We start from the raw sequence: 26,403 nt of genomic DNA on the forward strand, positions 1-26,403 counted from the left end.
GCGCCTGCGGCCGGTGAGGTCTCCGCGACATCAGCGACACCGGCCGACGGCACCACAACCGACGATGGCTCTCGGAGCGCGGGCACCGGCGAGGGCGACACCTCGCCCCAGATGTCCGCGGCCGAGGCCGAGCTGGCCGCTCAGCGGGTTGAACGGGAGCGGATCGAGCGGCGGAAGGCGGAGAGGAAGGGCCCGATCGAGGCCGGCGGGAAGCTGAGTGGGAAGGCCGCCGACCTGCTCGCGGCGGTGCGGGCCGTGGAGAGCGGCGAGAAGCCGGTGCCGGGCACGTTCGGCGGGCAGGCACCGTCCCCGCGCCGGCCCGCCGCCCCCGAGCCCGTGCGGCGCCCGCAGCCCGTGGCGCCCCCGGTCGCGCCTGCGGCCCCCGCCGCGGAGGCCGTCGCCGCCGTACAGGCCGTTCTGGCCGGGGGCGGCGCCCCTGACTCCCTCGCGCCCCAGGTCGCCGAGGCCCTCGGTGAGGGCGCGGACGCACGACTGCGCGCGGACCCCTGGCAGTTGCTGCGGGTCGCCGGTGTGCGGCCCGAGCAGGCCGACGGGTTCGCCCGGGCGCTGCTCGGCGCCGAGTGCCGCCCGGACGACGAGCGCCGGGCCCGCGCGGTGACGGTCTGGCTGCTGGAGCAGGCGGCCCTGGCCGGGCACACCGCGCTGGAGGCCCCCGCCCTCGAGGCCGCGCTCGCGCAGCGCTCGGTGCCGGACCCCGATGCTGCCCTCCGCAGCACGATCGCCGAGGGTGAGGCCCTCGTCTTCGAGGACGCCCTGGAGACGGCCGCACCGGATGCGGACGAGGAGGACGACGAGCGCCCGGTCCGCCTCATGATCGGCCTGGAGCGGTACGCGCTCGCGGAGGAGAGCCTCGCCGACGGACTGGCCCGACTGCTCGACTCCGTACCGAAGGAGGACGGTTCGGCCGCGGACTGGGAGCGGGAAGCCGGATCGGCGCATGGCTGTGCCGCGGAGCTGATCCGCGCGGTCGCGGGCCACGGACTGGTGCTTCACACCGGCGGGGAGGCGTCGCGTGCCGAGTCGGCGACGCTGCTGCAGGCGGCGCAGCGGCTCGGTGTACGTGCCTGGGCCGCCCTGCACAGCCCGGCCGGCCGGCGTCCGTTCGCCGCGCTGCTCAGCCGGCCCGGTCTTCCGGATGCCCCCGCGGAGCCGACGCGTCCGGCGCTCGCCACGGTGGCGGGCCTCCTGTCCGGTGCGGAGGGCCCGGGCCGGGACGCGGACGGGGCGCTGGACCTCGATCTGCTGATCGTGCTCGACGCGCCCCAGTTGGACGTCGAGACGGCGGCCCTGCTCGTGGAGTCGCTGCCCGACGGCGCCCGCCTGGTGCTGAGCGGAGATCCGGGGGTGCTGGGGTCGGCCGGTCCGGGACGGGTGTTCGCGGATCTGCTCACCGCCCGCGTGTGCCCGCAGATCGCCTCACGCACGCCCGACCCCGGCCCGATCGGCGAGTTGGTCTCCGCGATCGGCGTCGGTGAGCTCCCGCAGGTCGACGCGCCCGGCAACGAGGTCGTGATCGTGCCGGTGCGGAACGCCGGGGAAGCGGTGCACCGTACCGTGCAGCTGGTCGCGGACTCGGTGCCGCGTGCCCTCGGCATCCCGGCCGAGGAGACGCAGGTGATCACACCTGGCCACGGCGGGGCGGCGGGCACACGCGCGCTGAACGCGGCGCTCAAGGAGCGGCTCAACCCCGGCCCCGGCCGCTTCGGCGGCTTCGACCCGGGCGACCGGATCGCCTACTCCCCCGCCCCGGGCCGTACGCTGCCGGGCCGTGTCGTGAAGGCGGACGCCGAGGGGCTGCACCTGGAGTGCTCGGGTGCCCCCGTCGTCGTACCGAAGGAGCGGGTGGGGCAGTGCGTGCGGCATGGCTGGGCGCTGACCGCGCACCAGGCGGTGGGGCAGCAGTGGCGGGCGGTGGTCGTGGTGCTGCCCGGTGACGCCGCTCAGGCCCTCACCCGGCCCTGGGTGTACACGGCCTTCGGCCGTGCGGTCGGCCACCTGTCCGTGGTGCACGGGGTGGAGCAGGCACTGCCCCGTGCTGTGGCCGAGGTCCCCGCCAGGCCGCGGACCACTCGCCTGCCCGTACTGCTGCGCCGCTAGTGCCACCGGCAGGCAACGTTTGCCCGTCGCCGGGCGCGCGTTGCCTGCCCCGGCACTAGCGGTCGGAGTCCAGAGGCTCCAGGTCCTCGTCGTCGTCCAGGTCGGAATCGGGTCCGAGGTCCTCCTCCACGTCGTCGTCCTCCGACTCCTCGTCGAAGACGGCGCTCATGTCGAAACGGCAGACGACCCTGTGCGGATCGACGGGTTCGAAGGGGGCCTCCAGCCATTCGCCCGGCTCCGCGGGTTCGTCCGCGGCCGTCACCCACAGCGTGGAGTCGCCCTCCTCCAGGCCGAACTCCTTGTGCCGGGAGGCGATCTCGTCGGGTTCGAACTCGCCGAAGAGGACGCCGAGGGCGCCGTGGACCGTGCCGGACGACGGCTCCGGCGCGCCCTCCTCCTCCGCGGCCTCCACACGCTCCGCCTGCGTCAGCAGCCGCTGCGGCTCCACCACCGTGTAGTCCCGGCGGATCAGCACGCTCAGCGCGTTCGGTTCCTCGGGGCCCGTGTACGGCGGGAGCTCTTCCTCCACCTCGGGGATCTCGAAGGGCGTGACCTCGTCGTAGCGGTCGTAGAGAAGCTCGTCGTACTCCTCGGCCGCCGCGGCCAGCTCGTTGAACGCCTCGTAGACGGCCGGGTCGTCCTCACCCGTCCTGCGCTCGACCGCGGCCAGGTGGCGGTCGAGCGCGGTCTTGACCGCCTCGGCGGCGGCGCGTACCTCGGTAGCGGTCGGCTGCACAGCATCAGACATAGTGCAGACGCTATCCGTAGCGGACCCCAGCCCGCACAATAGATGCGATGCCGGAATACGAATTTGTCGATGTGTATGTACCGCGCGGGGTCTCGCGCAAGGACGCCACGCGCCTGCTGACAGACCATGCCGAATACGGACACTGGGAGTTGGACCGCCTGAGTCTGCTGCGCGACGGCAGCCGCAGGGTGCGGTTGCGCCGGCGGATCATCCGCCAGGTGCGTGCCACATGGTGACCCAAGGTGGCTGAAATGAATCGGGCCCCGCTGCGGCGGGGCCCGATCCGCACGCCGTGCGGGGAGGGATACGGCGTGCGTGCGACGGGCGCGCTGTCAGACCGTGATGAGTCGCGCGCGGTGTGACGCCCTGGGCCGGGACGGCCGCTGGGGCGCTCCCGCCTCCGCGTTACACGTGCGCGCGCGCCCTGCGGTAGAGCAGCGCACCGCCGAGCAGGGCCCCCGCGCCGGCCGGCACCAGGATGCCGAGCGGAGCGCTACCGGTGTGGGCGAGCTGTGCGGCGCCCTGGGGCTGGGTGAGGACCTGCGTACCGGGGTGATTGGTGTGGCCGTAGCCGCCGCTCGGCTGCTGCGGTGTGCCGGGGTGGTTCGGGTGACCGGGCCGCCCCGGGTGCTCGGGCGTGCTGGGAGGCGTGGTGCCGCCGTGGCTGCCGGGCGGTGTCTCGTGGCCGCTTCGCGGAGGCGTGGTGCTGCCGCCCCCGCGGGGCGGGGTGGTCGACTGGCCGCCGCCGGTGTTGGCGCAGCGGTTGCCGCCCGCCCCGTTGCCGAGGCCGACCACGTTCACGGAGTTGCCGCAGACGTCGACGGGCACGTCCACCGGCGCCTGCACGGTGTTGCCGGAGCCGATTCCCGGCGAGTCACTGGTGCGCCCTTGCGCATACGCGCCGCCTGCGCCGCCGGTGCGGCTGCCCGAACCGATGTTGGCGCAGGCGTTGCCCGTCGCCGGGTTGAGCAGTCCGATCACGTTCACGGTGTTGCCGCAGACGTTGACCGGTACGTGCACGGGCACCTGCACCGTGTTGCCCGAGAGCACACCGGGCGAGCCGGTGGCCGATCCGTTCGCACCCGAGTCGGCGTGCGCGTAGCCGCCGGTGACGGCGAGGACGCCGGTCGCCGCCGCCACAGTCATCAGGCCCTTGCGGGTGACCTGTCGCATTGTTGATTCCCTGCCTTCGACGTTGTCGTGGACCTTCCGGAACACGCCCGCGCGCTGGATGCGCGGGCGCGGAGGAACCGGTCGGCCCCGGAGTGCGGCACGCACTCCGGGGCCGACGGACTCAGACCCTCATGGGGTGAGGCACAACGTCAGCTGTTGACGCAGGTGTTGCCGAAGGCGGGGTTCAGCAGCCCGATCACCGAGATCGTGTTGCCGCAGACGTTCACCGGGACGTGCACCGGAACCTGAACGACGTTGCCGGACAGGATACCCGGGGAGTTCGCAGCGGCACCCGAGGCACCCGAGTCGGCGACGGCCAGGCCCGCGCCCGCGAGAACCAGACCACCAGTGGCAGCCGCAGCAGCGACGACCTTCTTGATCATTATTCCTCCTTGTTGGCAAACGCGATCCAAGCCTCGGACCGCACCACCTGTAACGAGGAGGGAGTAATGGGGCTACGAGCCTATGGTCGCATTCACCCGTTCTCGTCTACTCCCGTACACGCTCGCGAATACCGGGGTCGCACGTCGACGCCCAACCCGAGGCGCGACGAAGGGGGTTGGGAGCGACGCGCAGGCCCTCAGGAGGCGTCGATGAACCGGTCGAGGACGCGCACGCCGAACTTCAGCGCATCCACCGGTACCCGCTCGTCGACACCGTGGAACATGCCCGCGAAGTCCAGCTCCGGCGGCAGCTTCAGCGGCGCGAAGCCGAAGCAGCGGATGCCGAGATCTGCGAAGGACTTGGCGTCGGTACCGGCCGACAGCATGTACGGCACGGCGCGGGCGATGGGGTCCTCGGCGGACAACGCGGTCTGCATGGCCTCGACCAGCGCCCCGTCGAAGGTGGTCTCCAGCGCCTTGTCCGTGTGCACGTCCTCGCGCTTGACGCGCGGGCCCAGGATGCGGTCGAGGTCGGCGAGGAACTCCTCCTCGTGACCCGGCAGATAGCGCCCGTCGACGTGCGCGGTGGCCTGTCCCGGGATCACGTTCACCTTGTAACCGGCGCCCAGCTGGGTCGGGTTGGCGGTGTTCTGCAGCGAGGCGCCGATCAGCTTGGCGATGCCGCCGAGCTTGGCGAGTGTCTCGTCCATGTTCTCGGGGTCGAGTTCGGTGCCGAGTGCGTCGCCGAGTTCGTCGAGGAAGTGCCGCAGGGTCTTGGTCACCCGCACCGGGAACTTGTGCCGGCCCAGGCGGCCGACGGCCTCGGACAGCTCGGTGATGGCGTTGTCCTTGTGGATCATCGAACCGTGACCGGCGGTGCCGTCCACGGTCAGCTTCATCCAGTGCATGCCCTTCTGCGCGGTCTCCACGAGGTACAGCCGCAGCTTCTCGTTGACCGTGAAGGAGAACCCGCCGACCTCTCCGATCGCCTCGGTGACCCCTTCGAAAAGATCCGGGTGCTTGTCGACCAGGTGCCGGGCGCCCCAGGTGCCGCCGGCCTCCTCGTCCGCGAGGAAGGCGAGGACGATGTCGCGCGGCGGCCTGCGCCCGCTGCGCAGCCGGTCACGGACGACCGCCAGTGTCATGGCGTCCATGTCCTTCATGTCGACCGCGCCGCGCCCCCACACGCATCCGTCGGCGATCTCGCCGGAGAACGGGTGGTGCGTCCAGTCCTGCGCGTTGGCCGGTACGACGTCGGTGTGGCCGTGGATCAGCAGCGCGGGCCGTGAGGAGTCCTCGCCCTCGATACGGGCCACCGTGGAGGCCCGTCCCTGGTGCGACTCGAAGATCTGCGGTTCGAGCCCCACCTCGGCGAGCTTCTCGGCGACGTACTCCGCGGCCCTGCGCTCGCCCGGCCCCGAGTGGTCGCCGTAGTTGCTGGTGTCGATCCGGATCAGCTCGCGGCAGAGGTCCACGACCTCGTCCTCGCCGGTGACGTTCCTGGCCGTGTCCGTGTGGGTCACGCTGGTTCCTCCCGCTGTCACTGCTGGTGGTCCCTTCATCCTCCCTCCGACCCCCCTCGCTCCCCAAGACCGGTCCCGGCCCCTCACGCGCCGTTCACGAGGGAACGGGGCGTGATCGAACACCCCCGAAAGCCTGGTAATGTTTCCTTCGTCGCCGCGGGGAAGACCGCACGACAGACACCTGGTCCGGGTGGCGGAATGGCAGACGCGCTAGCTTGAGGTGCTAGTGCCCTTTATCGGGCGTGGGGGTTCAAGTCCCCCCTCGGACACCAGCTGAAACCCCTGTTCACCAGGGGTTTTTTGCTTTCCAGGACTATGGCGTGACCAACCACGTGACCAACAGCCTGGAGACTCCCCAGGTCAGACCAGGGAGGACAGGCCAAGTCGGCCCGCACCGGAGGCGGCCAGTCGGCGCGCTCCGTCCTTACGAGAGTGGCCGTACCGGGCCATGGTGTAGCCGGGCGAGTGGTGCCGGACGTTGGCGGAGACCTCTACCGGATTCTCTCCGGCCTCCAGATCGTTCGTGACCTTGCTGTGCCTCCAGTCGTGAATCCGGAAGTCCTCCGGCAGGTGCAGGCGGGTGCGCAGGGTGCGCCACCGTGCAGACACCTTCTCCGGGTCCTGCGGGCCCCCGGCCTCGCCTCGGTAGAGCTTGAAGCCGTCTCGGGCGAACACAAGGTCATGATCGACCCAGGCGGAGCCGAGGCGTGCCCGCTCGGCGTCCTGCCGCTCCTTCTGCCACTTCAGAACGTTCATGACGCTCTGGTCCACGTAGATCAGCGCGTTGTCGTCACCGTCCTTGGTCAGCTTCCGGAGGCGATAAGTGTTGCCCTCTTCGACCACCACCCAGCCCAGTTCGATGGCTCCCTCTTCCCAGTGGACGAGAGACCACTTCATCCCAAGTGCCTCACTGCGCCGCACGCCGGTAGCGGCGTAGACGGTCCACAGCGGAGCATCACGCAGACAGTGATGGGTCAGGCCACCGTCACAGGCCCGGTTCCCGCAGGGCTCCCACACGGTTGCCAGGAAACGGGCCGTCTGGCCGTCGTCCACGGTGGGGTACTTCTGTTCCTGCGCCCGTATCTCCCGCGCCGTGGGCGGGTGCGCAGTCGCCGCCGGATTGGCGGGGATCAGCTTGGGCACAGCAGCCCCGAGAGCACCGGACAGGATGTTGTGGATGTGCCGGACGCTTTTCGCCCCGAGCGGCTTGCCCTTGTTGGTCGGACACGGAGCGGTCTCCAAGAGCCGATACAGATCATCAAGCGCGTCGTCGGTGACCTCGCACAGCTTCACGCTGCCGATGTGCGGCTTGATGTGAAGACGGATCTTCGTCTCGTACCCGGCCACGGTAGTTCCCTCCTTCCTGAGATTCGACAGCCACTTGTCGAGCCAGTCACCCAGCTTCATGTCAGAGCGGGCCGCGATCTTCCCCGCCTCGTGGTCTGTGTGCCACTGCCGGAGTGCCTTCTCCGCCTCCGTCTTGGTCTTGTACTCGCGACCTATCCAGTAGCGCTCCCTCTTGCCTGTCGCCTTGTTGAAGTGGAGCGGCGTACGCACACCCCAGGTGTTCGGTCTGCCCTTGCGCGGGATCTCCACCGGAGTCCCCCCGAGCCCGTTACCGCGCTTCGTCACGTGGGAAGGGTGCCCTTCTAGTCGTTGCCCATGAGGTGATCAGTGATCTTGTCGAGGTATGCGCCTGTCGTGATCTCCCTCGCCTTGGTGGTGAGCTGACCCCCGGCCTTGCCGGGCACCGTGGTCAGCAGATCCCGCTTCCGGGCCTCTTTGAGGTGGCCCCGGATCGTTTCGGGACGCTTGTGGGTTAGTTCGGCCAGATGCGCGGTGACGTTGGGCACGGCCCGTGAAACGGCCCTGACGTACGCCTCTGCCAGAAAGGCCAGGTACGCATCCGAGATGCCCTCGGAGGCCAGCAGCCACCGCAGCGCCTCTCCCTCCGCCTCCTGCGTGACCTGCTGCTCAGAGTCGGCCGGCCGGGCGGCACGGAATTGGTCGCCAGCCCTCTTGAAGTCGACCTGGCGCAGCACGGTGGAGGACACGCCACCCTGCGTGGAAGCGGGGTCCGCGTCTGGGTGCGGGGTGATCAGCACACGTCCGGGGCCGCTGGCCGGGTCGGCGTCGGCCGCCCAGCGCATGTGTACCCGCCACGGGCCTACGTCCTGGCTGATCTCGATGTGTTCGCTCATACCCTCACCATACCACCCCGGGTGGTCATACCCAGGTTTGACAGGCGGGGTGGGTGTGCGTACATGTGGAAATAGGCCGGACAGCAACGGGCGGAAGCGCCGCCCACCGGCCGCAGGGGAGACGCATTGACCAAGCTCATGACCGTTGACGATGTGGCCGCCTACCTGAACAAGCCCAAGAAATGGGTGTACGGGAACTGGAAGGCCGAGCAGATCCCGTTCCGGAAGGTGGGACAGTCGCTTCGGTGCCGCCCTGCGGACCTGGACCGCTGGCTGGACGCTCAGGGGGCGGAGTGATTCCGCCGTGGGACGCCGAGTATGAACTGGTCAAGGCCGAGCGACCTCCGGGGAGGGGGCCATGGTTCGGGCTGAGTCAATCGGCGGCGTTCGAGGCCGGACGGGCGAAGGCGATCAACTCGGAACTTCGGTTGTTCCTCTACGCGGTCGGCAGAGCCGACACCTACGGACATGCGGAGTTCGCGCCTGAGGAGTTGGAGCAGCGATTGGGCATTCAGGCCAGCGGTATACGAAAACTGATAGGCAAGCTGAAGAAGGCCGGGCTTGCTGCTCCGGAAGCAAACGCGCGATGCGTCTTGCTGGCCTACGAGGTGCGCGGTGGTGGCCACGCGCCAGATGACCCGAAGCGATGCGGATGGCATGGGGAAATGGGGGCAGCCACGGCCCGACGGCAACCGGTGCGTGTTCCGGAATCGGAGGGAGCACAGTTCTGGTTGGACCTCTACACCGAGGGCGTGAAGGCAGACGATCAGGCGTTCCTCTCAGGACCGGCACCAGCCCCCTGACCTGCGAAAACACACTCTCTCCTATAAGCCTGGGCTGGGTGTATCAGTATCTTCTAGTGAGCGCCCCGGCTGAGGGGCCGGGGTCCAACAGCAGTGGAGAAGTTCAGCAAGCCGCCCCCCTCTGAAGGGGGCGGTTTTCTGTATCTGTGAGATTGATTGAGTTGAAGCACGCGGGCGCCCCTGAAGGTGCCCGCTTCTTCTTGGGAAGTGAATGCTGCTTCCTCGCTCTCGCTCGTCGCTGTTCGAATCTCCGGCTTGGGCCGTTGATGCTTTCGAGTGTTCCTCAGCCTTGCTCAGCCCCTGTGGTTTTTCCTCCCCGGGCAGGGTGCGGGAGGAAAACTCCTCGCGTCCGAGCGCGGCCGAGGCTGGCGCGCGGCCACCCCACTTATTTGCTTCTCTGCGAACGACCAACAGGAGTGACCATGTTCGATCGCCACTTCTTCACTGCCCGCCGTATCACGCTTGGCCTGTCTGTTGAGGAACTGGCCGACGAAATGGCTGTGGCGCCGTCCACGATCTATCGGTGGGAATCCGGAGAGACCTGCCCGAGCCTTCGCACCCTCGCCCAGGCTTCCCACTACCTGCGCACCCCTCTGGTAGCGCTCATGACCGTCACAGAAGCCGACCGGCCCGCCTGAATCAGAACCATTAGCTTAGGAGGTCGCCATGAGCGACGCAGAACCGATTCCCGAGGCCGTGCCGGCCGACCCTTCCGCCCCTGTTCGAGCCGAGGTTGAGCGGGAGTATTCCGGCAAGCTGGCACGGGCCGAACTCAAGGGCTATGCCGCCCAGGCCGGGATCACTCTCCCCGATGGATTCACCGATTACCTGGATGGTTCCAAGCTACTTGGTGAAGACGGCAAGCCTTCGGCCGAGGCAATGGACAAGGCCCTGGCGCCTTTCAAGCCCAAGGAACCGGCGTTCCCTCATCTTGTCGGCTCCGGCCCTAACCGCAGTGGTGGCCCTCTCCCTGAGCGCCCCCGTGTTTCTCTCGACGTTCGTAAGCGATAACTAGGAGTTTATTTATGAGCCTTGCCTATCAGCAGCCCGGCACCATCACGTTCGTGCCGGAAATTTGGGATGCCGACCTTCTTACGCAGTTTGATCCGCTTCTGGTCTGGGCCTCGCCGATCGTCTCGAATAACAAGTACGAGGGCGAGATCCGACAGAAGGGCGATGTGGTCCACATCAATAGCCTTCTTCGTCCCACGGTTGGCGATTACACGATCGCTGACGGAATGACGGCCCAGCGGCCGGAAACCGTGGACCAGGCGCTGACCATTACTGAGGCGAAGTTTCTTCAGGTTCTCGTGGAAAACGCGGAACGGGTTCAGCTCGCCGGGGGCCTGGACTCGCCCATTAACCAGCAGATGATTCGCGCCCTGGCCCGTGAGGCTGACACCTTTATGGGCAACATCATCGCCACTGGGGCGACGGCGCTTCCGGCCGTCACGCCGACCGCCGACAACATCCCTCAGAGCCTGTACAGCGGCATCCTGGACATGATGCTGGCCCTTGACGACAACGACATCCCGGCAGGCCGCTACGTGGTCGTCTCGCCGCGTGTGAAGCGGTACCTCATCGAGCATCCGGCCGTGGCCAACGCTGCAGCGTACGGCGAGGGTGGCGTGACCGCGAACGGTGTCGTTGCTCGCCTTGCTGGCTTCACGATTCTGACCACTACGGCTATGCCCGTTGGTGTGGACATTGTGGCTGGTCACTCGGAGTTTGCCACCTACGCCAGCCAGTTCAGCGGTTTCCGTGAGGGGCAGTCGGAGAAGTACCGGGCTGACTACATCGACACCCTGCATCTGTACGGCGGGAAGATCGTGCGATACCCGGAACTGGACACGAAGAAGTCCGACAGCACCTTTGATGAGTCCAAGCCGACCAAGGGAATCGTCAAGGCCGCTGTCACGTGGCCTACTGCCTAACCTTCGATTAGTTCGGGCCCCTGCCAATCCGCGGGGGCCCGTTCTTCTCACTGTCCGTCGACCAGAAGCCTGCGCCGGCCGTCGACACCCCGTAACGGAAACCGGAGGGTCCCAATGCCAAAGATGCGTAACCCGAATTCGCCGCACTCTCGATACAAGGGACTGGATGTGCTGCCGAACGATCACGGCTTGCCCGTTCCTGATCTTCCTTCCGTAAGAGAGTGGTCGGCTCCAGAACGCGAGCAGTGGCAGCAATGGTGGAACAGCCCTCAGGCTGCACGATGGGATGAGTCCTACGTTCCGACTGTGGCCGTAATGCTGACCTATTACGGCAAGATTCTTGACGGAACTGCCACCCGTGACCATCTGACGGAATACAGACAACTCGCTACCGCCCTCGGCCTGACCGCTGACGGCATGAAGCGGCTGGGATGGACCTTTGAGGGGGACGAGTGAGTAGGCGTGCAGCCAAGGCCGGTGCGGCAGGAGCCCACGACGGCATACACCGGGCTGGCTATGAGTGCCCGTGGTCTGAACCGCAATGCTCGGAATGTGTGCAGGAGTTCGCCATGCACATCGGGTGGCAACTGACCGGAAAAGTGCGGCCGTGGGACGACGAACTGAAGCACCAACCGAAGAAGTGTTATGAGTGCCGTTCTGAGGCTTTGGGGATTTGATTGGCAAACGCGATGGAAGGACAGCACCCCCGGTGGGTCCTTTTCTATTGAAACAAAGTATTACCCCCACCCTTATAATCATTTGAGTAACGCTTCAGAAATTCGTTAGTTACCGTTCCGTGATATGGGTTTGGGAGAATAGAAGTCAAGCGGGGAGGCCGTCAGAGCAAGGCTCCGGGTACTCGCTGAGACTTCCACCCATCAAAGGAATGTGGCGCGATGATCAAGACAGTTCTTGTTCCCGTTGAATACACCTTTTGCGATGCCCACATTGCTCGTGACGGGTCGGAAGTGGAGGCCACGTCATCGCTGACGCTGGGAATGGACACGTGGCACCTGTGCTTGGAGCATGACGTCACATTCGGTCGCTACCTCTGCGACGCGTTGGGCGTTCCGACTGAGAACGGGGCCACGCTGACTGAGCCTGAGTCCGTGCCGGTTGCTGAGCCTGTCTCGGAGCCGGAGCCGGAGCCGGAGCCGGAGCCGGAAGCGGTTCCCGTGGGGGTGTCGGGCCCTGCACCTGCCCGATCCGTGATGATCGCTGGTGAGGTTCCGGGATACGAGTGGGACGACGCACGGGAAGCCGTGCGCCGCATGGGCTATGAGGTGGTCGGTCGTGCCGATGACAGCACGGTCCTGCTCATCCTTGGTGACGGAGGCGACCGGAACGGCACCAAACTGCGTGACGCTGCTGAGCGTGGCATCCCTGTGATGGACGTGCGGGAGTCGGGGCGTTTCAAGTCGGCTGTTCGCTCGGGTGAGTTGGTTGGTGGTGACCCGCTTCCGGAGCCTGCCAAGGTCGACCGCTCCGCGATGAGTGAGCGAGAGCGGAACCGCGCCGTACGAACGTGGGCTCGAGAGAACGGCTTCACCGTGCCTACCAAGGGGCGAATCCCGATGCACGTGCGTCATGCGTGGGAGCACCGGGACGCGTCGGAGGGAAAAGCGGCAGCGGCCTAACCGCCGCCCCCACCGTGCCGGGCGCCGAGTGCGCCCGGCCTCCCCGGCCAGAGGCCACCCAACTAACCCTTCTTGAGATAGAGGCGTCATGAGCACCCCCGTTCTGTACGGTCCCATCGGTCGAGCGGTTCGCCGGATCGCCCCGTTCCTGGAAACGGATGCGTTGGGGGTGTACGTGGCCGTCCTCTCGATGTGGAGTGCCGCTCTCGGTGGCACAGTCAAGGTGTCATCCCGTGGCAATGCTCGCCCTGTGCTGATCTGGTCAGCCTTGGTGGCCGGAACGGGCAGGGGCAAGGGAACTGCCCTCCGGGCCGCGCATCACGTCCTGGACAAGAGCCTGGGCCGCTTCCTGGCTACCCACACAACCAGCGGCATCACGTCCGGTGCCAGTCTCGTGCACCATCTGTGGGAACAGCAGGAAGCCACTGCGGAGACCGAGCACGGGCGTGACGTCCGATCCATGGTCGTGGAAGAGGAATGGACCGAGGTATTGAAGCGGGTCAAGCGTGACCCGTCCTTCACCACCAAGCTCCGCGCTGCCTGGGATGGCGCAACTCTCCGTAACACCACCAAGGATGAGGCCCAGGAAGTCCGCGACCCTGCCATGGTCCTGCATTCGCACATCACCCCGTCTGACTGGGCCAAGTACGTCGGTGAGTCTGAAGCGGCCGGAGGGTCGTATAACCGCATCCTGCCGTTCCTGCTCGGCTCCGTGCCGATGCTCGATGACGACCGGGTGACCCTGCCGCAGGTGGATGGACGGGAGCTGTCCGACGCCTATGGCTGGGCCACCGCACGACCCCGTGTGATCACGCTCGGGGAGGACGCCCGGCCTTTGTGGCGGATCGTACGGCGCTATGCGCGCATCCTTGGTGAGGCGCTGCCGGAAGGGCAGGCCGTATTTATCGAACGGACCGCAGAGCAGACGCTGAGGGTCGCTGCCTGCCTCGCAGCGTCCGAGTGCTCGGAGACGATTTCGGAAGAGATGCTGTCGGCCGCCTTCACTCTGGTTCGGCGGTCGGTACAGGACGCCGTACGGATCACCAAGGGAGCGACTGCGCCGAAGGTGAAGCGCCAGCCGCTCAGTCTCGAAGACAAGGTGCGAGCACGGATCGAGATGCACGGCGGTCGCGCAACGTCCTCTCAGGTTCTCCCGTTCGTCGGGGCGACGGCCGCTGAGGTCAAGGAACTGTCCGGAATCGTCGTGACCGTGGAACGGTCGGGGAAGACCGGCCGACCGGCCACCGTCTTCACACTCCGCGGTGACAGTTCCGGTGACTCAGTGCCGCAGCCGGCCAGCACGGACAGCGACAGGAAGCAGGACAGTTCCCGTCACTCAGAAGCGCAGCCGGCCAGAGCGGAGCGTGAGCAGAACCGCGCAAGCGTCGTGAGCCTGGACGCCTACCGTCCGGCACCCAATCAGGCCCCGGAGCCTGCGCCCGAACCGAAGCGGCCCGAAGCGTTCGAAGAGAACCCGTTCCGCGCGCTGCTCTAACGAACCAATGGAAGCGCCCCGACTCACGTGGTCGGGGCTTCTTTCGTTTGAGGGACAGTGCCGAGGTACCGGCTACCGGGCGGCAGGCATGTTGCCCTCGCGCCAGTCGTTCACTCGCTTACGGATGCTGGCGACCATGGGGAGCGCGTCGACCTCTGTGGGCTGGAACCAACGGACATCTGTGGATTCCTCGGATACCGCCAGTTGCCCAGCAACAGGACGAGCCAGGAAGCAGATGGAGAACTCCTGCCGTACCTCGCCATCGTCGTACGCGAAGACGTGACGGGGGTTCGTGTAGGTCCCGACGATGCCGATGATCTCGACATCGAACCCGGTCTCTTCGCGGGTTTCTCGAACCGCGCAGTCCGGCAAGGACTCGCCAATGTGCATGACGCCACCGGGGAGCGCCCACATGTCGTTGTCGCGCCGACGCTGAAGCAGGATGCGTCCAGAGCCGTCAACAACGATGGCGGAAGCGGCCGGAACCAGGCTGTTCGCGGCCGGGGCGTTCGGGTCATCCTCGTAATCGCGCCTACCCATTACCTTCCTCGTCCCACACTGGGGTGCCTCGCTTCCACAGTTCCTCAACATGTGTAGCGAAGCGATCAAACATGCCGTCATCCTGGTAACGGCGCAGATGCAGCGTAGGGGCGTCGTGCCCAACGCTGTGAGTCAGCAGGGGCGTAACGATCATGTCGTCATCGAAGCGGAACACGGACAAGTGGGCGTGCCCGTCGCTGAACCTCGCGTCGATGCCTGGTTGGCTTCTGATCTTCTCCAGCTCGGCGAGCGTCACGCGGATACGCGTTGCCAGCGTGAGCGCCACAGCTTCGTCTTGCTCGCGGGACCGCGTGAGATCGCTGTCGGGGTTGCCAACCAGGAAGCGCACTCGACACCCAGAAGCCGCCTTGCGACGCAACGCGGCGCCGAATCGGGCCTGTTCGAGCCACAGGAAGTAGTTGGTGTAACCGGCGAAGGTCAACTCTCGCTCGGCTTTAGTGATCAACGACTGCCATAGGGAAGCCGGGCAGCTCGACCGGTACGGATAGACGGAAACGACCTCACGGTCCGGACCGACCTTGATTGCCTTCTTCGCGGCTGCTGGCCATAGCACCGCCTCGTCCTCCCCGAGCGCCTCGCAGACGGCCCACCGATGCCGGGCACGAGGAACCCGCCCGGTCTCGGTGATCCATCGACCGACAGTCTTGATGTCGACGCCACACCTCTCAGCTAACTGACGGTCTGTCAACCGAGCCTGAAGCATGGCACGGCGCAGTGCTTCATTCACAAGTACCCCCTGGGACGTTAGGCACGTTTCTCACGGTAGACCTGTTCCGTGCCTAACGGTCTCGGAACGAAGTAGGAACGCACCATCAGGGGCGGAAGTGTGGTGGGTGACTGGACGCACAGACCCCCGCGACCGTGGCGACGGTCCGGGGGCGTGGCCACCAACCGACAAGGGGTTGACGACAGTGCCCAAAGCTACATCCCGACCGCCCGAGTGGCAGAAGCGGGCGGAGGCTGACACCGACGCTCAGCAAGACGAGTACATGACGTACGCCCCCAGGGGCGAGAAGTGTCGCAAGTGCCGGAAGCTGTTTGGGAGTTTGGAAGTCGTCCGGCGAGTGCAGCCCTGCGGCGAAGAGCCGTCCGGCCGTCCGTACTCGTGCGTCGAATGCCCGACCAAGGCCAAGTCATGACGGCCCGGACGCTGCCCAAGGGGTGGAAGTGGTTTCAGTCGGCTGCTGACAGCATGACTGAGAGCCACTGGTACGCAACGGCCCCGTACGACGTGGAGGCCGTCAGGAAGCTGTCTGGCTTCAACGACGACGCACCCATGTCCGAACAGATCAGCCACCCCGCGTGGAACTTGGATCGAACGGTGTCCGCCCAGTCCTGGAATGCGTTGCGCCTTGAGGTGGGCGAACAAATCAAGCTCTACCAGAAACTCATCAGCGGGGGTAAGGCATGACTGCCCCGGCAAGGCACCTCAGCGCCCGTAAAAGTTCCCTTCCTGAGCCTGATCTGGTCAGCCTGGTTGAAGGCTCGGAACGGTCCTCAGACGGCGACTGGTGGAAGGAATACGGCGGCACCCTTGACCCGGCATCCGGCGTGATCGCGCTCCCGCCCAACTCCCTGCCCCCGTGCACGTTCCCGTGCGAGCGGTGCGCTCAGCGAGAGGGGGCGTGATGGTGCGGGCAACATACCGGTTCCGTGAGCACACGCTGACGCCGGACCGAACCGAGGACGGCGACCCCACTCTCTACGCCATGGAATGCAAGAGGTGCGGGCAGAGCAGCGACGGCAGTACAGACCCAGCTGACGGCTCAGAGTGGGCCGCTGGTCACCTCAAGGCCAACCCCGGCCATCTGAACTATCGGGAAGTCATCACTCGTCCCTATCGATTCGAGCCGGGAGCGTGGCTGACCAACTAATCAAGGAATGGGGCCTGTCGCACTGTTCAGATCTCGCGAGTGACACCCCCTGGACTCCCGCTCTCAGTTCAGTCCTGGAGCGGGGCGCACAACGGTGTGGGGACCGCTTCCCCGCAACAGCACGACGAAGGGATAGGCAATGACGGCAGTCCCCGAGTTCGAGTTCCGCACGTCTACGGCGTGCAAGTACAACAACAACGACCCCCGCTGTGTCGAGGTGGCGACGAACGTTCCTGACAAGGTCGCGGTGCGCAACTCCGTGACCGGTCAGACGGTCGAGTTTACGGCTGTCGAGTGGACCGAGTTCCTGTCCGGTGCCAAGCTGGGCGAGTTCGACTTGTCGGCGTAGGGAGTCCTCATGGGGCAGTGTCCGCAGTGCGGCGGCAGCGCAGAGCCCGACCCGGAACACTCCGGGGTGCTGTGGTGCCTGTCGTGCTGGCTCGTCTGGACGCCGCCGCGTGAACGATCCTGTTCCGGTTACCGGCCGATGCTGATCACTGCGCTCCGCAGGCTGGACGACGACCGGGATCTACGCCGCTGAACCGCCCCGCACTCCGCCCCCGTCGTGTGCCTCCCCCGTGGCGCATGGTGGGGGCTTCCGGCCACTCAGAGCGGGTTGGCCACGTGACCAACGCATGACCAACAGCGGCCAGGAACGGGCAGAAACAGCAGGTGAGCATGACCAACGCTCACAGTCTCGAAGAAGGCTCAGAGCGTACGTTCCCGCAGGTCAGCTAACTAATGGGCTGGTGCCCGAGTGGAGAGTTCAAGTCCCCCCTCGGACACCGAATTTTCACCAACCAAGTGCTGGCCGGGAGAGATCCCGACCAGCACTTTGCGTTGCGCGTAATGATATTCGAGCGTGACGCCGAGCTCCGCGAACAAGCGGGCCTCGAGGGTGCGGTCCGCAGGGCGTCGGCGTCGCCTCCGGCGGCGTTCGCGAGCTGACCGGTCCTGTCGCGGCTGAGGGGCATGGGCCGGGTTGCGGCCAGGCGGGCGGCGGCGTTGCGGTGGGTTTCCGTCTCGGTGATCCAGGTGGTGAGGTGCTGGGAGCGCGCAGGCGGTCGATGGTGGCCGCACGGCGCCCTGGGGCGAACTCATCGCGAACGCGAGTGGCATCGCCGACGAGGAAACCCGCTTTCCGAAGCCGTCCGGCGCCTCACGCGTTGGCCGGCACGGCGGGGAGGTTCCTAGACTCTGAGGTGTGGCCCGGCCCAACGAAGAGGTCGAGGCGCTCCTTCGGGAGTACGCGGACCTCATCGCGATCACCGGAGGCGACGCCTTCAAGGTGCGCGCCTACGAGAAGGCCGCGCGTGCGATCGGCGGCCATCCCGAGGACATCTCCCGTCTGGACGCCGACGGGTTGCGGGACATCCCGAACGTGGGCAGGTCGATCGCCGAGAAGGTGGTCGAGTATCTGCGCACCGGCACCGTCTCGGTGGTCGAGGAACGCCGGTCGAGGATCCCCGCCGGGGTACGGGAACTCGTCGCGATCCCCACGCTCGGTCCGAAGAAGGCCCTGCGGCTCTACGAGGACCTGCACATCTCGTCGGTGGACGAGCTGGCCGCAGCCATCGAGGCGGACGCACTGCACGATCTCAAGGGCTTCGGTGAGAAGACGCAGGAGAACATCCTGCACGGCATCGCCCTCCTGCGGCAGGCGGGCGGCCGTATCCCGCTGCATCTCGCCATGGACGCCGCCGAGGACATCGTCGCCGAACTCTCCGAGGTGAAGGGCTGCCGTCGTTGCACATACGCCGGGTCGCTGCGCCGGATGAAGGAGACCATCGGCGACATCGACATCCTCGTCGCCGCGGCGCGGTCCGCACCCTTCATGGACGCACTCGCCGCTCTGCCGTCCACCGCCGAGGTGATCGCCCACGGCGCGAAGAAGAGGTCGGTCCGCACCACCAAGGGCGTCCAGGTGGACCTGCGGGTGCTCCCGCCGGTCTCGTGGGGTGCCGGGCTGCAGTACTTCACCGGTTCCAAGGCGCACAACATCCGCACCCGCACCATCGCCGTCCGCCAGGGGCTGAAGCTCTCCGAGTACGGCCTGTTCGACGTGGACAGCGGGACGTCGGTCGCCTCCCGCTCGGAGGAGGACGTGTACGCCCGGCTCGGCCTGCCGTGGATCCCGCCCACGCTGCGTGAGGACCGGGGGGAGATCGACGCCGCCCTGCGCGGCGAGCTGCCCGAGCTGGTGACCGAGCGGGACATCCGCGGTGACCTGCACACCCACACGGACCTCACCGACGGCCTCGCGCCGCTGGAGACGATGGTGACGGCCGCCGCCGAACGCGGCTACGCGTACTACGCGGTCACCGACCACGCGCCCAACCTGTACATGCAGCGCATGACCGACGAGAAGATCCTCGCCCAGCGGGAGCGGGTACGGGCGCTGGACGGTGCCCACCGGGGGATGCGGCTGCTGCATGGGACCGAGCTCAACATCGATCCCGAGGGGGAGGTGGACTGGCCCGACGAGTTCCTCGCCGGTTTCGACCTCTGCGTGGCCTCCCTGCACTCTCATTTCGACCTGGACCGCAAGGCCATGACCAGGCGGCTCGTACGGGCCTGCGAGAACCCGCACGTCCATGTCATCGGTCACCCGACCACCCGGCTGATCGGCAAACGGCCGGAGGTGGACGCCGATTGGGACGAGGTGTTCGCCGCCTGTGCGCGCACCGGCACCGCGCTGGAGATCAACTCCCAGCCCGACCGGCTCGACCTGTGCGACGAGGACATCCTGCGCGCCAGGCAGTACGGCGCGAAGTTCGCCGTGAACACCGACGCCCACTCCGTCCTCCACCTCGCCTGTCTGCGCTTCGGGGTCGGTACCGCACAGCGTGGCTGGCTCACCCCGAAGGACGTCGTCAACACCTGGCCGCTGAGTCGTCTGCGCCGGTTCCTGCGCAAGGACGGGTCCGTCTGAGAGCGGCCCCGGGTCAGGTGTGCCGCCCTCCGTCGGGTGGCCGCAGCACGAGCGTGCCGTCGGGCCCGCGGCCGACGCGGGTCCCCATGTCCCGGCTGTAGGTGTCGAGGACGGTACGCAGCCACTCGGCATCCTCGGCCGACGCGTGCTCCAGGCGCATCCTGCGCGCCTGGAGGGGGACGATCCGCGCGTCGGCCAGCCGGCCGGTGTCCGGCTCCAGCGACACCAGGTAGAGCAGCCGCAGGTCGTCCCGGTACCGTTCGTAACCGCCGATGCCCTCGTAGTCGTCGACCAGGTCACCGCAGCCGTACAGGACGAGCCTGTCCCGGTACACCTCCAGCGGGCGCGGATGGTGTGAGGAGTGTCCGTGCACGACGTCGGCGCCCGCGTCGACGAGCGCATGGGCGAAGTGGACCTCGGCGCGGGAGACGTCGTAGCCCCAGTTGGCGCCCCAGTGGACCGAGGCGACCGTGATGTCGCCCGGTTGTCTCACCTGCCGCAGACGGTCGGCGAAGCTCTCGGCGGCCGTGGCCGACGGTCCCGCGACGAAGTCGACACCGGCCCGTTCCTCGGTGGCGGCCCAGCCGTGCGGGATCCCGCTGGAGGGCATCCCGAAGCAGAAGACCAGCACCCGTCCTCCCGTGTTCAGGGGGACGATCGCCGGCCGCCTCGCCGCAGCGGCGTTCCGGCCGGCCCCCGCCGTGCGCAGGCCCGCCTCCGCCAGGGCGTCGAGTGTCTCGTCCAGGCCCCGCCGGCCGAAGTCGAGGACATGGTTGTTGGCCAGGGCGCAGACGTCGGGGCGGGCCGCGGCCAGGCACGGCAGGTTGGCCGGGTTCATCCGGTAATGGACGCCCTTGCCGGGGGCGAACTCCCCGTCCTGGGTGACGGCGGTCTCCAGGTTGATCACGCGTATGTCGGGCGCGGCGTCGTCCAGGACCGGCAGCGCCTCGCCCCAGGGCCAGCGGAAGCCGACCGGCCGCGGAATCGGCCCGTTCGCCACCTCGGCCAGGCCGACGTAGCTCCGGGCGTCGTGGATGTACGTCTCCCGCAGTGCCGGGTCACCGGGGTGCGGGAGGATCTGATCGACGCCCCGGCCGAGCATCACGTCACCGCCGAGGAACAGGGTGACCGCACCCTCGTTCATCCCTTCACGCTAATGCGCGCTCCGGCCGTGCGCGAAGGCTCACCCGGTCGTCATGGCTGCGGGTGCGGTGCTGGTGCCCGGCAGGCAACGTTTGCCCGTCAGGGAGCGGCGTCCGGCGCGTTCCCCCTCGCTCGGCTTCGCTCGCGCGGGCGGTGCCCCCACCGGCGTGCCGGCCGGAAGTCCTCGTACTGGATGTCCTTGGGTTTTCGGCCGGTGCGGCGAGTGGGGGTATCCCCTGCTCGAAGAGCTTGGGGGAGCGTGCCGGGCGTCGCGACGGGGCGAACACGGCCTGTCGGGGCACTAGACATGGGCGGGTGCCATGTGGTCGGTGAACCAGTCGCGGGCCAGGTCGGTCACCGCCTCCAGCGCTCCGGGTTCCTCGAACAGGTGCGTGGCGCCGGGGACGATCGCGAGACTGTTCTCGCAGCGCAGCTGGGCCTGCGCCTGCCTGTTGAGGTCGAGCACGGTCAGGTCGGCGCCACCCACGATGAGCAGCGTGGGGGACGTCACCGCGGGCAGCCGGAGCCCGGCGAGGTCGGGCCGGCCGCCGCGCGAGACGACCGCGGCGACGTGCGTCTCCGGCTCCGCGGCGGCCCACAGGGCGGCGGCCGCGCCGGTGCTGGCGCCGAAGTACCCGATCGCCAGCTGCTCGGCCTCGGGTTGTCCGCGCAGCCAGCCGGTGGCGTCGGCCAGTCGCCCGGCCAGCAGACCGGTGTCGAACACATTGGCCCGGTCGCGCTCCTCGTCCTCGGTGAGCAGGTCGAACAGCAGGGTGCCGAGTGCGGCCCGGTTCAGTCCCTCGGCCACGAACCGGTTGCGCGGGCTGCGCCGGCTGCTGCCGCTGCCGTGCGCGAAGACCACCATCCCGGCCGCCCCCTCGGGCACCGTCAACTGCCCTCGCAGCAGCACGGCACCGGCCACGACGTCCACCTCCCGGTCCACGCGCCCGGCGCCGGCGGCGGATCCGTGTGAGCGGCCCGTCGCCCGCTCCAGGCAGGCGGCAACCTCCTCGTCCTCGACCTGGGAGAAGTCGGCGTAGAACTGCCCGATCGCATAGAAGTCGCGCGGCGTCTCCAGGCAGACCAGTTCGTCGGCGTCCCCGCCCAGCCGCTCGGTCCAGTCCTGCGGCGCAACGGGTACCGCCAGCACGATCCGCGCCGCTCCACGGGCCCGCGCGATCCGGCAGGCCGCCCGCGCGGTGGACCCGGTGGCCACCCCGTCGTCGACCACGACCACCGTCCGCCCCGCGATATCGACCGGCGCACGCGCACCTCGGTAGAGCCGGCCCCGTCGCTGGAGTACCTCGCTCTCGCGCTCCTCCACCTGCGCCAGTTCCTCCGGTGTGACGCGCGCGTCACGCACCACCGCGTCGTTGATCACGCGTACGCCGTCCTCGCCGAGCGCTCCCATTCCCAGCTCCGGCTGGAAGGGCACGCCCAGCTTCCGTACCAGACAGACATCCAGCGGCGCGCCGAGCGCCCCGGCGACCTGCGCGGCAACCGGCACTCCTCCCCTGGGCAGCCCCAGCACCACCACGTCCTCGCCCCTGAGATGCGCCAGGCGGGCACCCAGCCGGTGTCCCGCTTCGAGACGATCCAAGAAGAGCACGGTTCAGCCTCCTCATTCCCGGGGCGACCACAGCGGCGCGGGCGAGGGTTCCTCCGACGCCCCGACGTCCCTGATGTCACCCGCGGCCGCCCGGAGCAGCTGCTGGCCCAGCGCGACCAGGGCCCGGCCGACGGCGAGTTCGTCACCGATCTCGGGCACCGCCGTGTCGTACGGGTTCCGGTGGGCCTCGGCAAGACTCTCCAGCACGTTGTCACCGGTGTTCAGGACGACCCGGGCCGTGGTGTCCGGATCGTGTTCGGAAAGGTAGAGACGCAGCGTCCACTCCTTGGCGGACGGAGGCCGGCTGCCGGCGGCTCTGGTCATCATCCGTCCCTCCTCATGCCGTGCGGGACAAGGGGACAGGGGGCGCGGCCCCTTTCCACTGTGACTCCGATGGGCGCCTGCCGCACGGGGCGGACGGCCCTGGTGTTCCGGCACATCGGGGCGAGCGGGCACGGCCGGTCCCACCGTCCGAGGCCCTGCCGTGGCCAGCCCGCGGGGCTCCCCGGCGCAGCGGGCACAATGGCGGTCATGACCACGCGTTCCTGCCCGTGCGGCCTGCCCGAGGCGTATGAGAAGTGCTGCGGCCGTTTCCTCCCCCAGCCTCGAACACCCTCGGCCGGGGGGACCCCCATGGGTGCCGCCGCCGCACCGACCGCCGAGGCGCTGATGCGCTCGCGGTACAGCGCCTTCGTGCGCCAGGACGCGGGCTATCTGTTGCGCACGTGGCATCCGCGCACCCGGCCCGCCCGGCTCGACCTCGACCCGGGGATGCGGTGGACGGGGCTGGAGATCCTGGACACGACGGACGGTTCGGCGTTCCACTCCACGGGGACCGTGACCTTCCGGGCCTCCTACCGGGGCGGCTCGCTGCACGAGCACAGCAGGTTCGAGCGGGTCGACGGGGCGTGGGTGTACGTCGACGGCGACTTCGTGGACTGACGCCCGTTCCGTAGGGACCAGTTCGGACTCCCGACGGTGCCGGGTCAGGGAGCCAGGATGTCCAGCTCCTGCAGCGCGCCGACGGTGATTTCACGGGTCAGTTGTTCCGCGCGGGCCGCGTCGCCCTCCCGTACCGCCTCCGCGACCTGGACGTGCAGGGTGACCGCGGCCGGGTCGGGGTCCTCGAACATGACGTCGTGATGGGTACGGCCGGTCAGGACCTCCGCGACGACATCGCCGAGCCGGGCGAACATCTCGTTGCCCGACGCCGCCAGGATCACCCGGTGGAAGGCCACGTCATGGAACAGGTAGCCGTCCAGCTTGTGGCCGCGTGAGTTCGCGACCATGCCCAGCGCGCACGCGGTGAGTTCGGCGCACTGCTCGGGTGTGGCGTCGCGGGCGGCCAGGGCCGCGGCCGCCGGCTCGATCGCCGAGCGCAGGATGGTCAGTGAGCGCAGCTGGTTCGGGCGGTCGGCGCCGGCCAGACGCCACCGGATGACCTGCGGGTCATAGACGTTCCACTCGGACTTGAGGCGGACCCTGACACCGACCCGGCGGCGGGATTCCACCAGATGCATCGACTCCAGGACGCGCACCGCCTCGCGCATCACGGAGCGTGACACCTCGAAGTGCTGGGCCAGTTCGTCCGTGCGCAGAACGCTGCCCGGCGGGTAGTCGCCCGCGGTGATCGCGGGGCCGAGGGTGTCGAGTACACGGCCGTGTAGTCCCCGGCCCGGTGTGGTCATGCGCTCAGGGTACGGGGCAGACCAGTCCCCGAAAAAGTCAGACTTATTTGTCACATACTCTTGAATTCGTCGTACCTAATCGGTTTCAGTGACGTCGACATCAGATGTCGACGAAGACAGCGAGAGCACGATGCACCCAGTGCGCACCCCCCACGTCGTCGTGGTCATGGGCGTCGCGGGCACCGGTAAGACCACGATCGGTCCCCTGCTTGCGACGCGGCTCGGCGTTCCGTACGCCGAGGGCGACGACTTCCACCCCGCGGCCAACATCGCCAAGATGTCGGCCGGCGTCCCGCTCACCGACGAGGACCGGTGGCCATGGCTGGACGCCATCGGTGCCTGGGCGCACGAGCAGGCGGGGCTCGGCGGGGTGGTCAGCAGCTCGGCGCTGAAGCGGGCGTACCGCGACCGCCTGCGGGCCGCGGCTCCCGGCGTCGTCTTCGTGCATCTGACGGGCGATCGCGCGCTCATCGAGGACCGGATGGCGCACCGGCAGGGGCACTTCATGCCCACGGCGCTGCTGGACTCCCAGTTCGCCACGCTCCAGCCGCTGGAGCCGGACGAGGCGGGGGTCGTGGTGGATGTCTCGGGCAGTCCCGAGGAGATCACCGCCCGCGCCGTGAACGCACTGCGCGACCTCGAACGCTTCGAGCCGCGGGCCGCCCGGTCCTCGCGTTAATTCCCCGCCCCTCTCGGCCGGCCCTCTCCCCCAGGGGCCGCGGACCGGGGGCGGTCCTCCTCACCAGAAACCGAGAGTTCCTCTCCTTACCCAAGGGACACCCGTGACCAGACTCAGCGTCGAGATGCTGGCAGCGGACACCGTCGAGCCGATCACGTCGGCGGGCCACGCTCAACTGGGCATCGCGGTACTGGCGGGCATCGCCGTCATCGTGCTGCTCATCACCAAGTTCAAGCTCCACGCCTTCCTGGCCCTGACCATCGGCTCGCTCGCGCTCGGCGCGTTCGCCGGGGCGCCGCTCGACAAGGCGATCGCCAGCTTCACCACCGGGCTTGGCTCGACCGTCGCCGGTGTGGGCGTCCTGATCGCGCTGGGCGCGATCCTCGGCAAGCTGCTCGCCGACTCCGGTGGCGCGGACCAGATCGTCGACACGATCCTCGCCAAGGCGGGAGGGCGTGGGATGCCGTGGGCGATGGTGCTGATCGCCTCGGTGATCGGGCTGCCGCTGTTCTTCGAGGTCGGCATCGTGCTGCTGATCCCGGTGGTGCTGATGGTCGCGAAGCGCGGCAACTACTCGCTGATGCGCATAGGCATCCCGGCGCTGGCCGGTCTGTCCGTGATGCACGGTCTGATCCCGCCGCACCCCGGCCCGCTGGTCGCCATCGACGCCGTCAAGGCGAACCTCGGCGTCACGCTGGCGCTCGGCGTACTGGTCGCCATCCCGACGGTGATCATCGCCGGCCCGCTGTTCTCGAAGGTCGCCGCCCGCTGGGTGGACGTCCCGGTCCCCGACCGGATGATCCCGCCGCGCGCCTCCGAGGAACTGGACAAGCGCCCCGGCTTCGGCGCCACGCTGGCCACCGTGCTGCTGCCGGTCGTCCTGATGCTGTCCAAGGCGCTGGTCGACATCATCGTCGACGACCCGGCGCACATGGTGCAGCGCGTCTTCGACGTGATCGGCTCGCCGCTGATCGCACTGCTCGCGGCCGTGATCGTCGGTATGTTCACGCTCGGCCGCCCGGCCGGGTTCGGCAGGGAGCGGATCACCCAGACGGTGGAGAAGGGGCTCGGGCCCATCGCGGGCATCCTGCTCATCGTCGGCGCCGGCGGCGGCTTCAAGCAGACGCTGATCGACTCCGGCGTGGGCCAGATGGTCCTGGACATCTCCAAGGACTGGTCGATACCCGCGCTGCTGCTGGCCTGGCTGATCGCGGTGGCGATCCGGCTGGCGACGGGGTCGGCGACCGTGGCGACCGTCTCGGCCTCCGGTCTGGTCGCCCCCCTCGCGGCCGACATGTCGACCACGCACACGGCCCTGCTGGTACTGGCCATCGGAGCCGGCTCGCTCTTCCTGAGCCATGTCAACGACGCCGGGTTCTGGCTGGTCAAGGAGTACTTCGGACTCAGCGTCGGCGAGAACCTGAAGACCTGGTCGGTCATGGAGTGCATCGTCTCCGTGGTCGCCGGTGGGCTGGTCCTGCTGCTGTCCCTGGTGATCTAGGGCCGTGGCAGGCAACGTTTGCCCGTTAAGGAGCGGCGTCCGGTGCGGGCTCTGGGGGTCCCCCTGCTCGAAGGGCTTGGGGGAGCGTGCCGGGCGTCGCGACGGGGCGAACGTCGCCTGCCGCGGCACCAGGAGCCGGCTCTCGCTGCTGGGGCCTACAGCGGGTGCCCCACCAGCGAGTCGAGGATGCCGCGGGCGGCGATCAGGTCGTCGATCGCCGCCGTGATCCGCTCGCGCTCCTTCGATGACGGCCCTGGGCGGCACGGCAGCGTATGTCGGTAGCGACCCGGGGCGGGCGGCGGCACGGGCGGCCGACCAGGCCGTAGCCGCCGGGTACGGTCAGGACGGGCTCGCCCGGCTCGTCGCGCATGTGACGGCTACGGCGGCCACACCGCTGGGGC

The 26,403-nt window shown here is 68.2% G+C and carries 31 protein-coding genes and 1 tRNA gene; 19 read left to right on the top strand and 13 right to left on the bottom strand.

What is annotated here, in order from left to right; all coding sequences use genetic code 11:
• Positions 1–111: 111 nt before the first annotated feature.
• Positions 112–2,118: an ATP-dependent DNA helicase gene (locus BIV24_RS13660; protein ID WP_177198711.1), complete on the top strand. Its 2,007-nt coding sequence runs from the start codon at positions 112–114 to the stop codon at positions 2,116–2,118.
• A 55-nt stretch (positions 2,119–2,173) separates the two neighbouring features.
• Here BIV24_RS13660 and BIV24_RS13665 read toward each other — a convergent pair whose 3' ends face one another.
• Positions 2,174–2,866 (bottom strand): hypothetical protein, encoded by a 693-nt coding sequence (locus BIV24_RS13665; RefSeq protein WP_071366550.1) that lies wholly within the window; start codon positions 2,864–2,866, stop codon positions 2,174–2,176.
• A 47-nt stretch (positions 2,867–2,913) separates the two neighbouring features.
• On the opposite strand from BIV24_RS13665, the gene BIV24_RS13670 reads away from it, so the two are divergent.
• Positions 2,914–3,102 (top strand): DUF5703 family protein, encoded by a 189-nt coding sequence (locus BIV24_RS13670; RefSeq protein ID WP_005485166.1) that lies wholly within the window; start codon positions 2,914–2,916, stop codon positions 3,100–3,102.
• A gap of 169 nt (positions 3,103–3,271) precedes the next feature.
• Here the strand turns inward: BIV24_RS13670 and BIV24_RS13675 are convergent, their stop codons facing one another.
• From BIV24_RS13675 to BIV24_RS13685, 3 genes are all read right to left on the bottom strand, one after another.
• On the bottom strand, positions 3,272–4,039 hold the full coding sequence (locus BIV24_RS13675) for a chaplin (protein ID WP_071366551.1): 768 nt from the start codon (positions 4,037–4,039) through the stop codon (positions 3,272–3,274).
• 149 nt (positions 4,040–4,188) lie between these two features.
• The gene (gene chpH / locus BIV24_RS13680; RefSeq protein WP_071366552.1) at positions 4,189–4,422 is read right to left on the bottom strand and encodes a chaplin ChpH; all 234 of its coding nucleotides are present in this window, start codon (positions 4,420–4,422) and stop codon (positions 4,189–4,191) included.
• A gap of 197 nt (positions 4,423–4,619) precedes the next feature.
• A complete protein-coding gene (locus BIV24_RS13685) occupies positions 4,620–5,984 on the bottom strand; it encodes a M20/M25/M40 family metallo-hydrolase (protein WP_425442565.1) in 1,365 nt (454 codons plus the stop codon).
• 145 nt (positions 5,985–6,129) lie between these two features.
• Here BIV24_RS13685 and BIV24_RS13690 point away from each other — a divergent pair.
• Positions 6,130–6,217, top strand: a tRNA-Leu gene (locus tag BIV24_RS13690).
• Between the two features lie 88 nt (positions 6,218–6,305).
• Here the strand turns inward: BIV24_RS13690 and BIV24_RS13695 are convergent.
• Together BIV24_RS13695 and BIV24_RS13700 are read right to left on the bottom strand one after the other, a co-directional pair.
• Positions 6,306–7,577 carry a tyrosine-type recombinase/integrase gene (locus BIV24_RS13695; RefSeq protein ID WP_107459415.1) on the bottom strand — a complete coding sequence of 424 codons (1,272 nt, stop codon included), beginning with the start codon at positions 7,575–7,577 and terminating at the stop codon, positions 6,306–6,308.
• Between the two features lie 17 nt (positions 7,578–7,594).
• Positions 7,595–8,146: a hypothetical protein gene (locus BIV24_RS13700; RefSeq protein ID WP_071366555.1), complete on the bottom strand. Its 552-nt coding sequence runs from the start codon at positions 8,144–8,146 to the stop codon at positions 7,595–7,597.
• Between the two features lie 126 nt (positions 8,147–8,272).
• Between BIV24_RS13700 and BIV24_RS13705 the strand changes: the two genes are divergently transcribed.
• From BIV24_RS13705 to BIV24_RS13730, 8 genes are all read left to right on the top strand, one after another.
• The gene (locus BIV24_RS13705; RefSeq protein ID WP_245766800.1) at positions 8,273–8,443 is read left to right on the top strand and encodes a helix-turn-helix domain-containing protein; all 171 of its coding nucleotides are present in this window, start codon (positions 8,273–8,275) and stop codon (positions 8,441–8,443) included.
• Positions 8,440–8,949 carry a hypothetical protein gene (locus BIV24_RS33855; RefSeq protein ID WP_143064606.1) on the top strand — a complete coding sequence of 170 codons (510 nt, stop codon included), beginning with the start codon at positions 8,440–8,442 and terminating at the stop codon, positions 8,947–8,949. Before BIV24_RS13705 ends, BIV24_RS33855 begins: the two co-directional genes overlap by 4 nt.
• Positions 8,950–9,371: 422 nt before the next feature.
• Positions 9,372–9,587, top strand: coding sequence for a helix-turn-helix domain-containing protein (locus BIV24_RS33275; RefSeq protein WP_071366556.1), 216 nt, complete (start codon positions 9,372–9,374; stop codon positions 9,585–9,587).
• 28 nt (positions 9,588–9,615) lie between these two features.
• Entirely contained in the window at positions 9,616–9,960 is a 345-nt protein-coding gene (locus tag BIV24_RS33860; RefSeq protein ID WP_143064607.1) for a hypothetical protein, read from the top strand.
• 14 nt (positions 9,961–9,974) lie between these two features.
• Positions 9,975–10,883, top strand: a complete 909-nt coding sequence (locus BIV24_RS13715; protein ID WP_071366557.1) for a phage major capsid protein — start codon at positions 9,975–9,977, stop codon at positions 10,881–10,883.
• Between the two features lie 123 nt (positions 10,884–11,006).
• Entirely contained in the window at positions 11,007–11,339 is a 333-nt protein-coding gene (locus tag BIV24_RS33865) for a phage terminase small subunit (protein ID WP_143064608.1), read from the top strand.
• A 440-nt stretch (positions 11,340–11,779) separates the two neighbouring features.
• Positions 11,780–12,520, top strand: a complete 741-nt coding sequence (locus BIV24_RS13725) for an Lsr2 family DNA-binding protein (protein WP_071366558.1) — start codon at positions 11,780–11,782, stop codon at positions 12,518–12,520.
• An 88-nt stretch (positions 12,521–12,608) separates the two neighbouring features.
• Positions 12,609–14,015: a DUF3987 domain-containing protein gene (locus BIV24_RS13730; protein WP_071366559.1), complete on the top strand. Its 1,407-nt coding sequence runs from the start codon at positions 12,609–12,611 to the stop codon at positions 14,013–14,015.
• Between the two features lie 72 nt (positions 14,016–14,087).
• On the opposite strand, the gene BIV24_RS13735 is transcribed toward BIV24_RS13730, so the two are convergent.
• On the bottom strand, positions 14,088–14,555 hold the full coding sequence (locus BIV24_RS13735; RefSeq protein ID WP_071366560.1) for an NUDIX hydrolase: 468 nt from the start codon (positions 14,553–14,555) through the stop codon (positions 14,088–14,090).
• Positions 14,548–15,303 carry a DUF5919 domain-containing protein gene (locus BIV24_RS13740; RefSeq protein WP_071366561.1) on the bottom strand — a complete coding sequence of 252 codons (756 nt, stop codon included), beginning with the start codon at positions 15,301–15,303 and terminating at the stop codon, positions 14,548–14,550. Before BIV24_RS13740 ends, BIV24_RS13735 begins: the two co-directional genes overlap by 8 nt.
• A 408-nt stretch (positions 15,304–15,711) precedes the next feature.
• Between BIV24_RS13740 and BIV24_RS13745 the strand changes: the two genes are divergently transcribed.
• From BIV24_RS13745 to polX, 5 genes are all read left to right on the top strand, one after another.
• Entirely contained in the window at positions 15,712–15,987 is a 276-nt protein-coding gene (locus tag BIV24_RS13745) for a hypothetical protein (protein ID WP_107459419.1), read from the top strand.
• 217 nt (positions 15,988–16,204) lie between these two features.
• Positions 16,205–16,450: a DUF7848 domain-containing protein gene (locus tag BIV24_RS36655; protein WP_079168252.1), complete on the top strand. Its 246-nt coding sequence runs from the start codon at positions 16,205–16,207 to the stop codon at positions 16,448–16,450.
• A gap of 139 nt (positions 16,451–16,589) precedes the next feature.
• Positions 16,590–16,799, top strand: a complete 210-nt coding sequence (locus BIV24_RS13750; protein WP_071366563.1) for a DUF397 domain-containing protein — start codon at positions 16,590–16,592, stop codon at positions 16,797–16,799.
• A 9-nt stretch (positions 16,800–16,808) separates the two neighbouring features.
• Positions 16,809–16,991, top strand: coding sequence for a hypothetical protein (locus BIV24_RS31855; protein ID WP_079168253.1), 183 nt, complete (start codon positions 16,809–16,811; stop codon positions 16,989–16,991).
• 663 nt (positions 16,992–17,654) lie between these two features.
• Entirely contained in the window at positions 17,655–19,382 is a 1,728-nt protein-coding gene (polX, locus tag BIV24_RS13755) for a DNA polymerase/3'-5' exonuclease PolX (RefSeq protein ID WP_071366564.1), read from the top strand.
• Positions 19,383–19,395: 13 nt separating this feature from the next.
• On the opposite strand, the gene BIV24_RS13760 is transcribed toward polX, so the two are convergent.
• The 3 genes from BIV24_RS13760 to BIV24_RS13770 form a co-directional block, all read right to left on the bottom strand.
• Positions 19,396–20,526: a CapA family protein gene (locus BIV24_RS13760; RefSeq protein WP_071366565.1), complete on the bottom strand. Its 1,131-nt coding sequence runs from the start codon at positions 20,524–20,526 to the stop codon at positions 19,396–19,398.
• 300 nt (positions 20,527–20,826) lie between these two features.
• Positions 20,827–22,134, bottom strand: a complete 1,308-nt coding sequence (locus BIV24_RS13765) for a phosphoribosyltransferase (protein WP_071366566.1) — start codon at positions 22,132–22,134, stop codon at positions 20,827–20,829.
• 12 nt (positions 22,135–22,146) lie between these two features.
• Positions 22,147–22,458: a dsRBD fold-containing protein gene (locus BIV24_RS13770; protein WP_071366595.1), complete on the bottom strand. Its 312-nt coding sequence runs from the start codon at positions 22,456–22,458 to the stop codon at positions 22,147–22,149.
• A 198-nt stretch (positions 22,459–22,656) separates the two neighbouring features.
• On the opposite strand from BIV24_RS13770, the gene BIV24_RS13775 reads away from it, so the two are divergent.
• Entirely contained in the window at positions 22,657–23,076 is a 420-nt protein-coding gene (locus BIV24_RS13775; RefSeq protein WP_071366596.1) for a YchJ family protein, read from the top strand.
• Between the two features lie 44 nt (positions 23,077–23,120).
• On the opposite strand, the gene BIV24_RS13780 is transcribed toward BIV24_RS13775, so the two are convergent.
• Complete coding sequence (locus BIV24_RS13780) at positions 23,121–23,822, bottom strand: FadR/GntR family transcriptional regulator (RefSeq protein WP_071366567.1); 702 nt, start codon at positions 23,820–23,822, stop codon at positions 23,121–23,123.
• 130 nt (positions 23,823–23,952) lie between these two features.
• Between BIV24_RS13780 and BIV24_RS13785 the strand changes: the two genes are divergently transcribed.
• Together BIV24_RS13785 and BIV24_RS13790 are read left to right on the top strand one after the other, a co-directional pair.
• Positions 23,953–24,501: a gluconokinase gene (locus BIV24_RS13785; RefSeq protein ID WP_079168254.1), complete on the top strand. Its 549-nt coding sequence runs from the start codon at positions 23,953–23,955 to the stop codon at positions 24,499–24,501.
• A 103-nt stretch (positions 24,502–24,604) separates the two neighbouring features.
• Positions 24,605–26,002 (top strand): GntP family permease, encoded by a 1,398-nt coding sequence (locus tag BIV24_RS13790; RefSeq protein ID WP_071366569.1) that lies wholly within the window; start codon positions 24,605–24,607, stop codon positions 26,000–26,002.
• Between the two features lie 155 nt (positions 26,003–26,157).
• On the opposite strand, the gene BIV24_RS34385 is transcribed toward BIV24_RS13790, so the two are convergent.
• Positions 26,158–26,307 (bottom strand): hypothetical protein, encoded by a 150-nt coding sequence (locus BIV24_RS34385; protein WP_177198712.1) that lies wholly within the window; start codon positions 26,305–26,307, stop codon positions 26,158–26,160.
• Positions 26,308–26,403 lie beyond the last annotated feature (96 nt).

The sequence above is a fragment of the Streptomyces colonosanans genome, from assembly GCF_001866645.1.
GTDB lineage: Bacteria > Actinomycetota > Actinomycetes > Streptomycetales > Streptomycetaceae > Streptomyces > Streptomyces colonosanans.

What these genes read in the sequence shown, in the direction of transcription:
- BIV24_RS13750 (WP_071366563.1), top strand. Translation starts at nt 16,590, where the DNA reads ATGACGGCAGTCCCCGAGTTCGAGTTCCGCACGTCTACGGCGTGCAAG.
- BIV24_RS13700 (WP_071366555.1), bottom strand. Translation starts at nt 8,146, where the DNA reads ATGAGCGAACACATCGAGATCAGCCAGGACGTAGGCCCGTGGCGGGTA.
- BIV24_RS13730 (WP_071366559.1), top strand. Translation starts at nt 12,609, where the DNA reads ATGAGCACCCCCGTTCTGTACGGTCCCATCGGTCGAGCGGTTCGCCGG.
- BIV24_RS33865 (WP_143064608.1), top strand. Translation starts at nt 11,007, where the DNA reads ATGCGTAACCCGAATTCGCCGCACTCTCGATACAAGGGACTGGATGTG.
- BIV24_RS13770 (WP_071366595.1), bottom strand. Translation starts at nt 22,458, where the DNA reads ATGACCAGAGCCGCCGGCAGCCGGCCTCCGTCCGCCAAGGAGTGGACG.
- BIV24_RS33275 (WP_071366556.1), top strand. Translation starts at nt 9,372, where the DNA reads ATGTTCGATCGCCACTTCTTCACTGCCCGCCGTATCACGCTTGGCCTG.
- BIV24_RS13735 (WP_071366560.1), bottom strand. Translation starts at nt 14,555, where the DNA reads ATGGGTAGGCGCGATTACGAGGATGACCCGAACGCCCCGGCCGCGAAC.
- BIV24_RS33860 (WP_143064607.1), top strand. Translation starts at nt 9,616, where the DNA reads ATGAGCGACGCAGAACCGATTCCCGAGGCCGTGCCGGCCGACCCTTCC.
- BIV24_RS31855 (WP_079168253.1), top strand. Translation starts at nt 16,809, where the DNA reads ATGGGGCAGTGTCCGCAGTGCGGCGGCAGCGCAGAGCCCGACCCGGAA.
- BIV24_RS13675 (WP_071366551.1), bottom strand. Translation starts at nt 4,039, where the DNA reads ATGCGACAGGTCACCCGCAAGGGCCTGATGACTGTGGCGGCGGCGACC.
- BIV24_RS13660 (WP_177198711.1), top strand. Translation starts at nt 112, where the DNA reads ATGTCCGCGGCCGAGGCCGAGCTGGCCGCTCAGCGGGTTGAACGGGAG.
- BIV24_RS13780 (WP_071366567.1), bottom strand. Translation starts at nt 23,822, where the DNA reads ATGACCACACCGGGCCGGGGACTACACGGCCGTGTACTCGACACCCTC.
- BIV24_RS13785 (WP_079168254.1), top strand. Translation starts at nt 23,953, where the DNA reads ATGCACCCAGTGCGCACCCCCCACGTCGTCGTGGTCATGGGCGTCGCG.
- BIV24_RS13670 (WP_005485166.1), top strand. Translation starts at nt 2,914, where the DNA reads ATGCCGGAATACGAATTTGTCGATGTGTATGTACCGCGCGGGGTCTCG.
- BIV24_RS13775 (WP_071366596.1), top strand. Translation starts at nt 22,657, where the DNA reads ATGGCGGTCATGACCACGCGTTCCTGCCCGTGCGGCCTGCCCGAGGCG.
- BIV24_RS13685 (WP_425442565.1), bottom strand. Translation starts at nt 5,984, where the DNA reads ATGAAGGGACCACCAGCAGTGACAGCGGGAGGAACCAGCGTGACCCAC.
- BIV24_RS13725 (WP_071366558.1), top strand. Translation starts at nt 11,780, where the DNA reads ATGATCAAGACAGTTCTTGTTCCCGTTGAATACACCTTTTGCGATGCC.
- BIV24_RS13665 (WP_071366550.1), bottom strand. Translation starts at nt 2,866, where the DNA reads ATGTCTGATGCTGTGCAGCCGACCGCTACCGAGGTACGCGCCGCCGCC.
- BIV24_RS13760 (WP_071366565.1), bottom strand. Translation starts at nt 20,526, where the DNA reads ATGAACGAGGGTGCGGTCACCCTGTTCCTCGGCGGTGACGTGATGCTC.
- BIV24_RS13715 (WP_071366557.1), top strand. Translation starts at nt 9,975, where the DNA reads ATGAGCCTTGCCTATCAGCAGCCCGGCACCATCACGTTCGTGCCGGAA.
- chpH (WP_071366552.1), bottom strand. Translation starts at nt 4,422, where the DNA reads ATGATCAAGAAGGTCGTCGCTGCTGCGGCTGCCACTGGTGGTCTGGTT.
- BIV24_RS13745 (WP_107459419.1), top strand. Translation starts at nt 15,712, where the DNA reads ATGACGGCCCGGACGCTGCCCAAGGGGTGGAAGTGGTTTCAGTCGGCT.
- BIV24_RS36655 (WP_079168252.1), top strand. Translation starts at nt 16,205, where the DNA reads ATGGTGCGGGCAACATACCGGTTCCGTGAGCACACGCTGACGCCGGAC.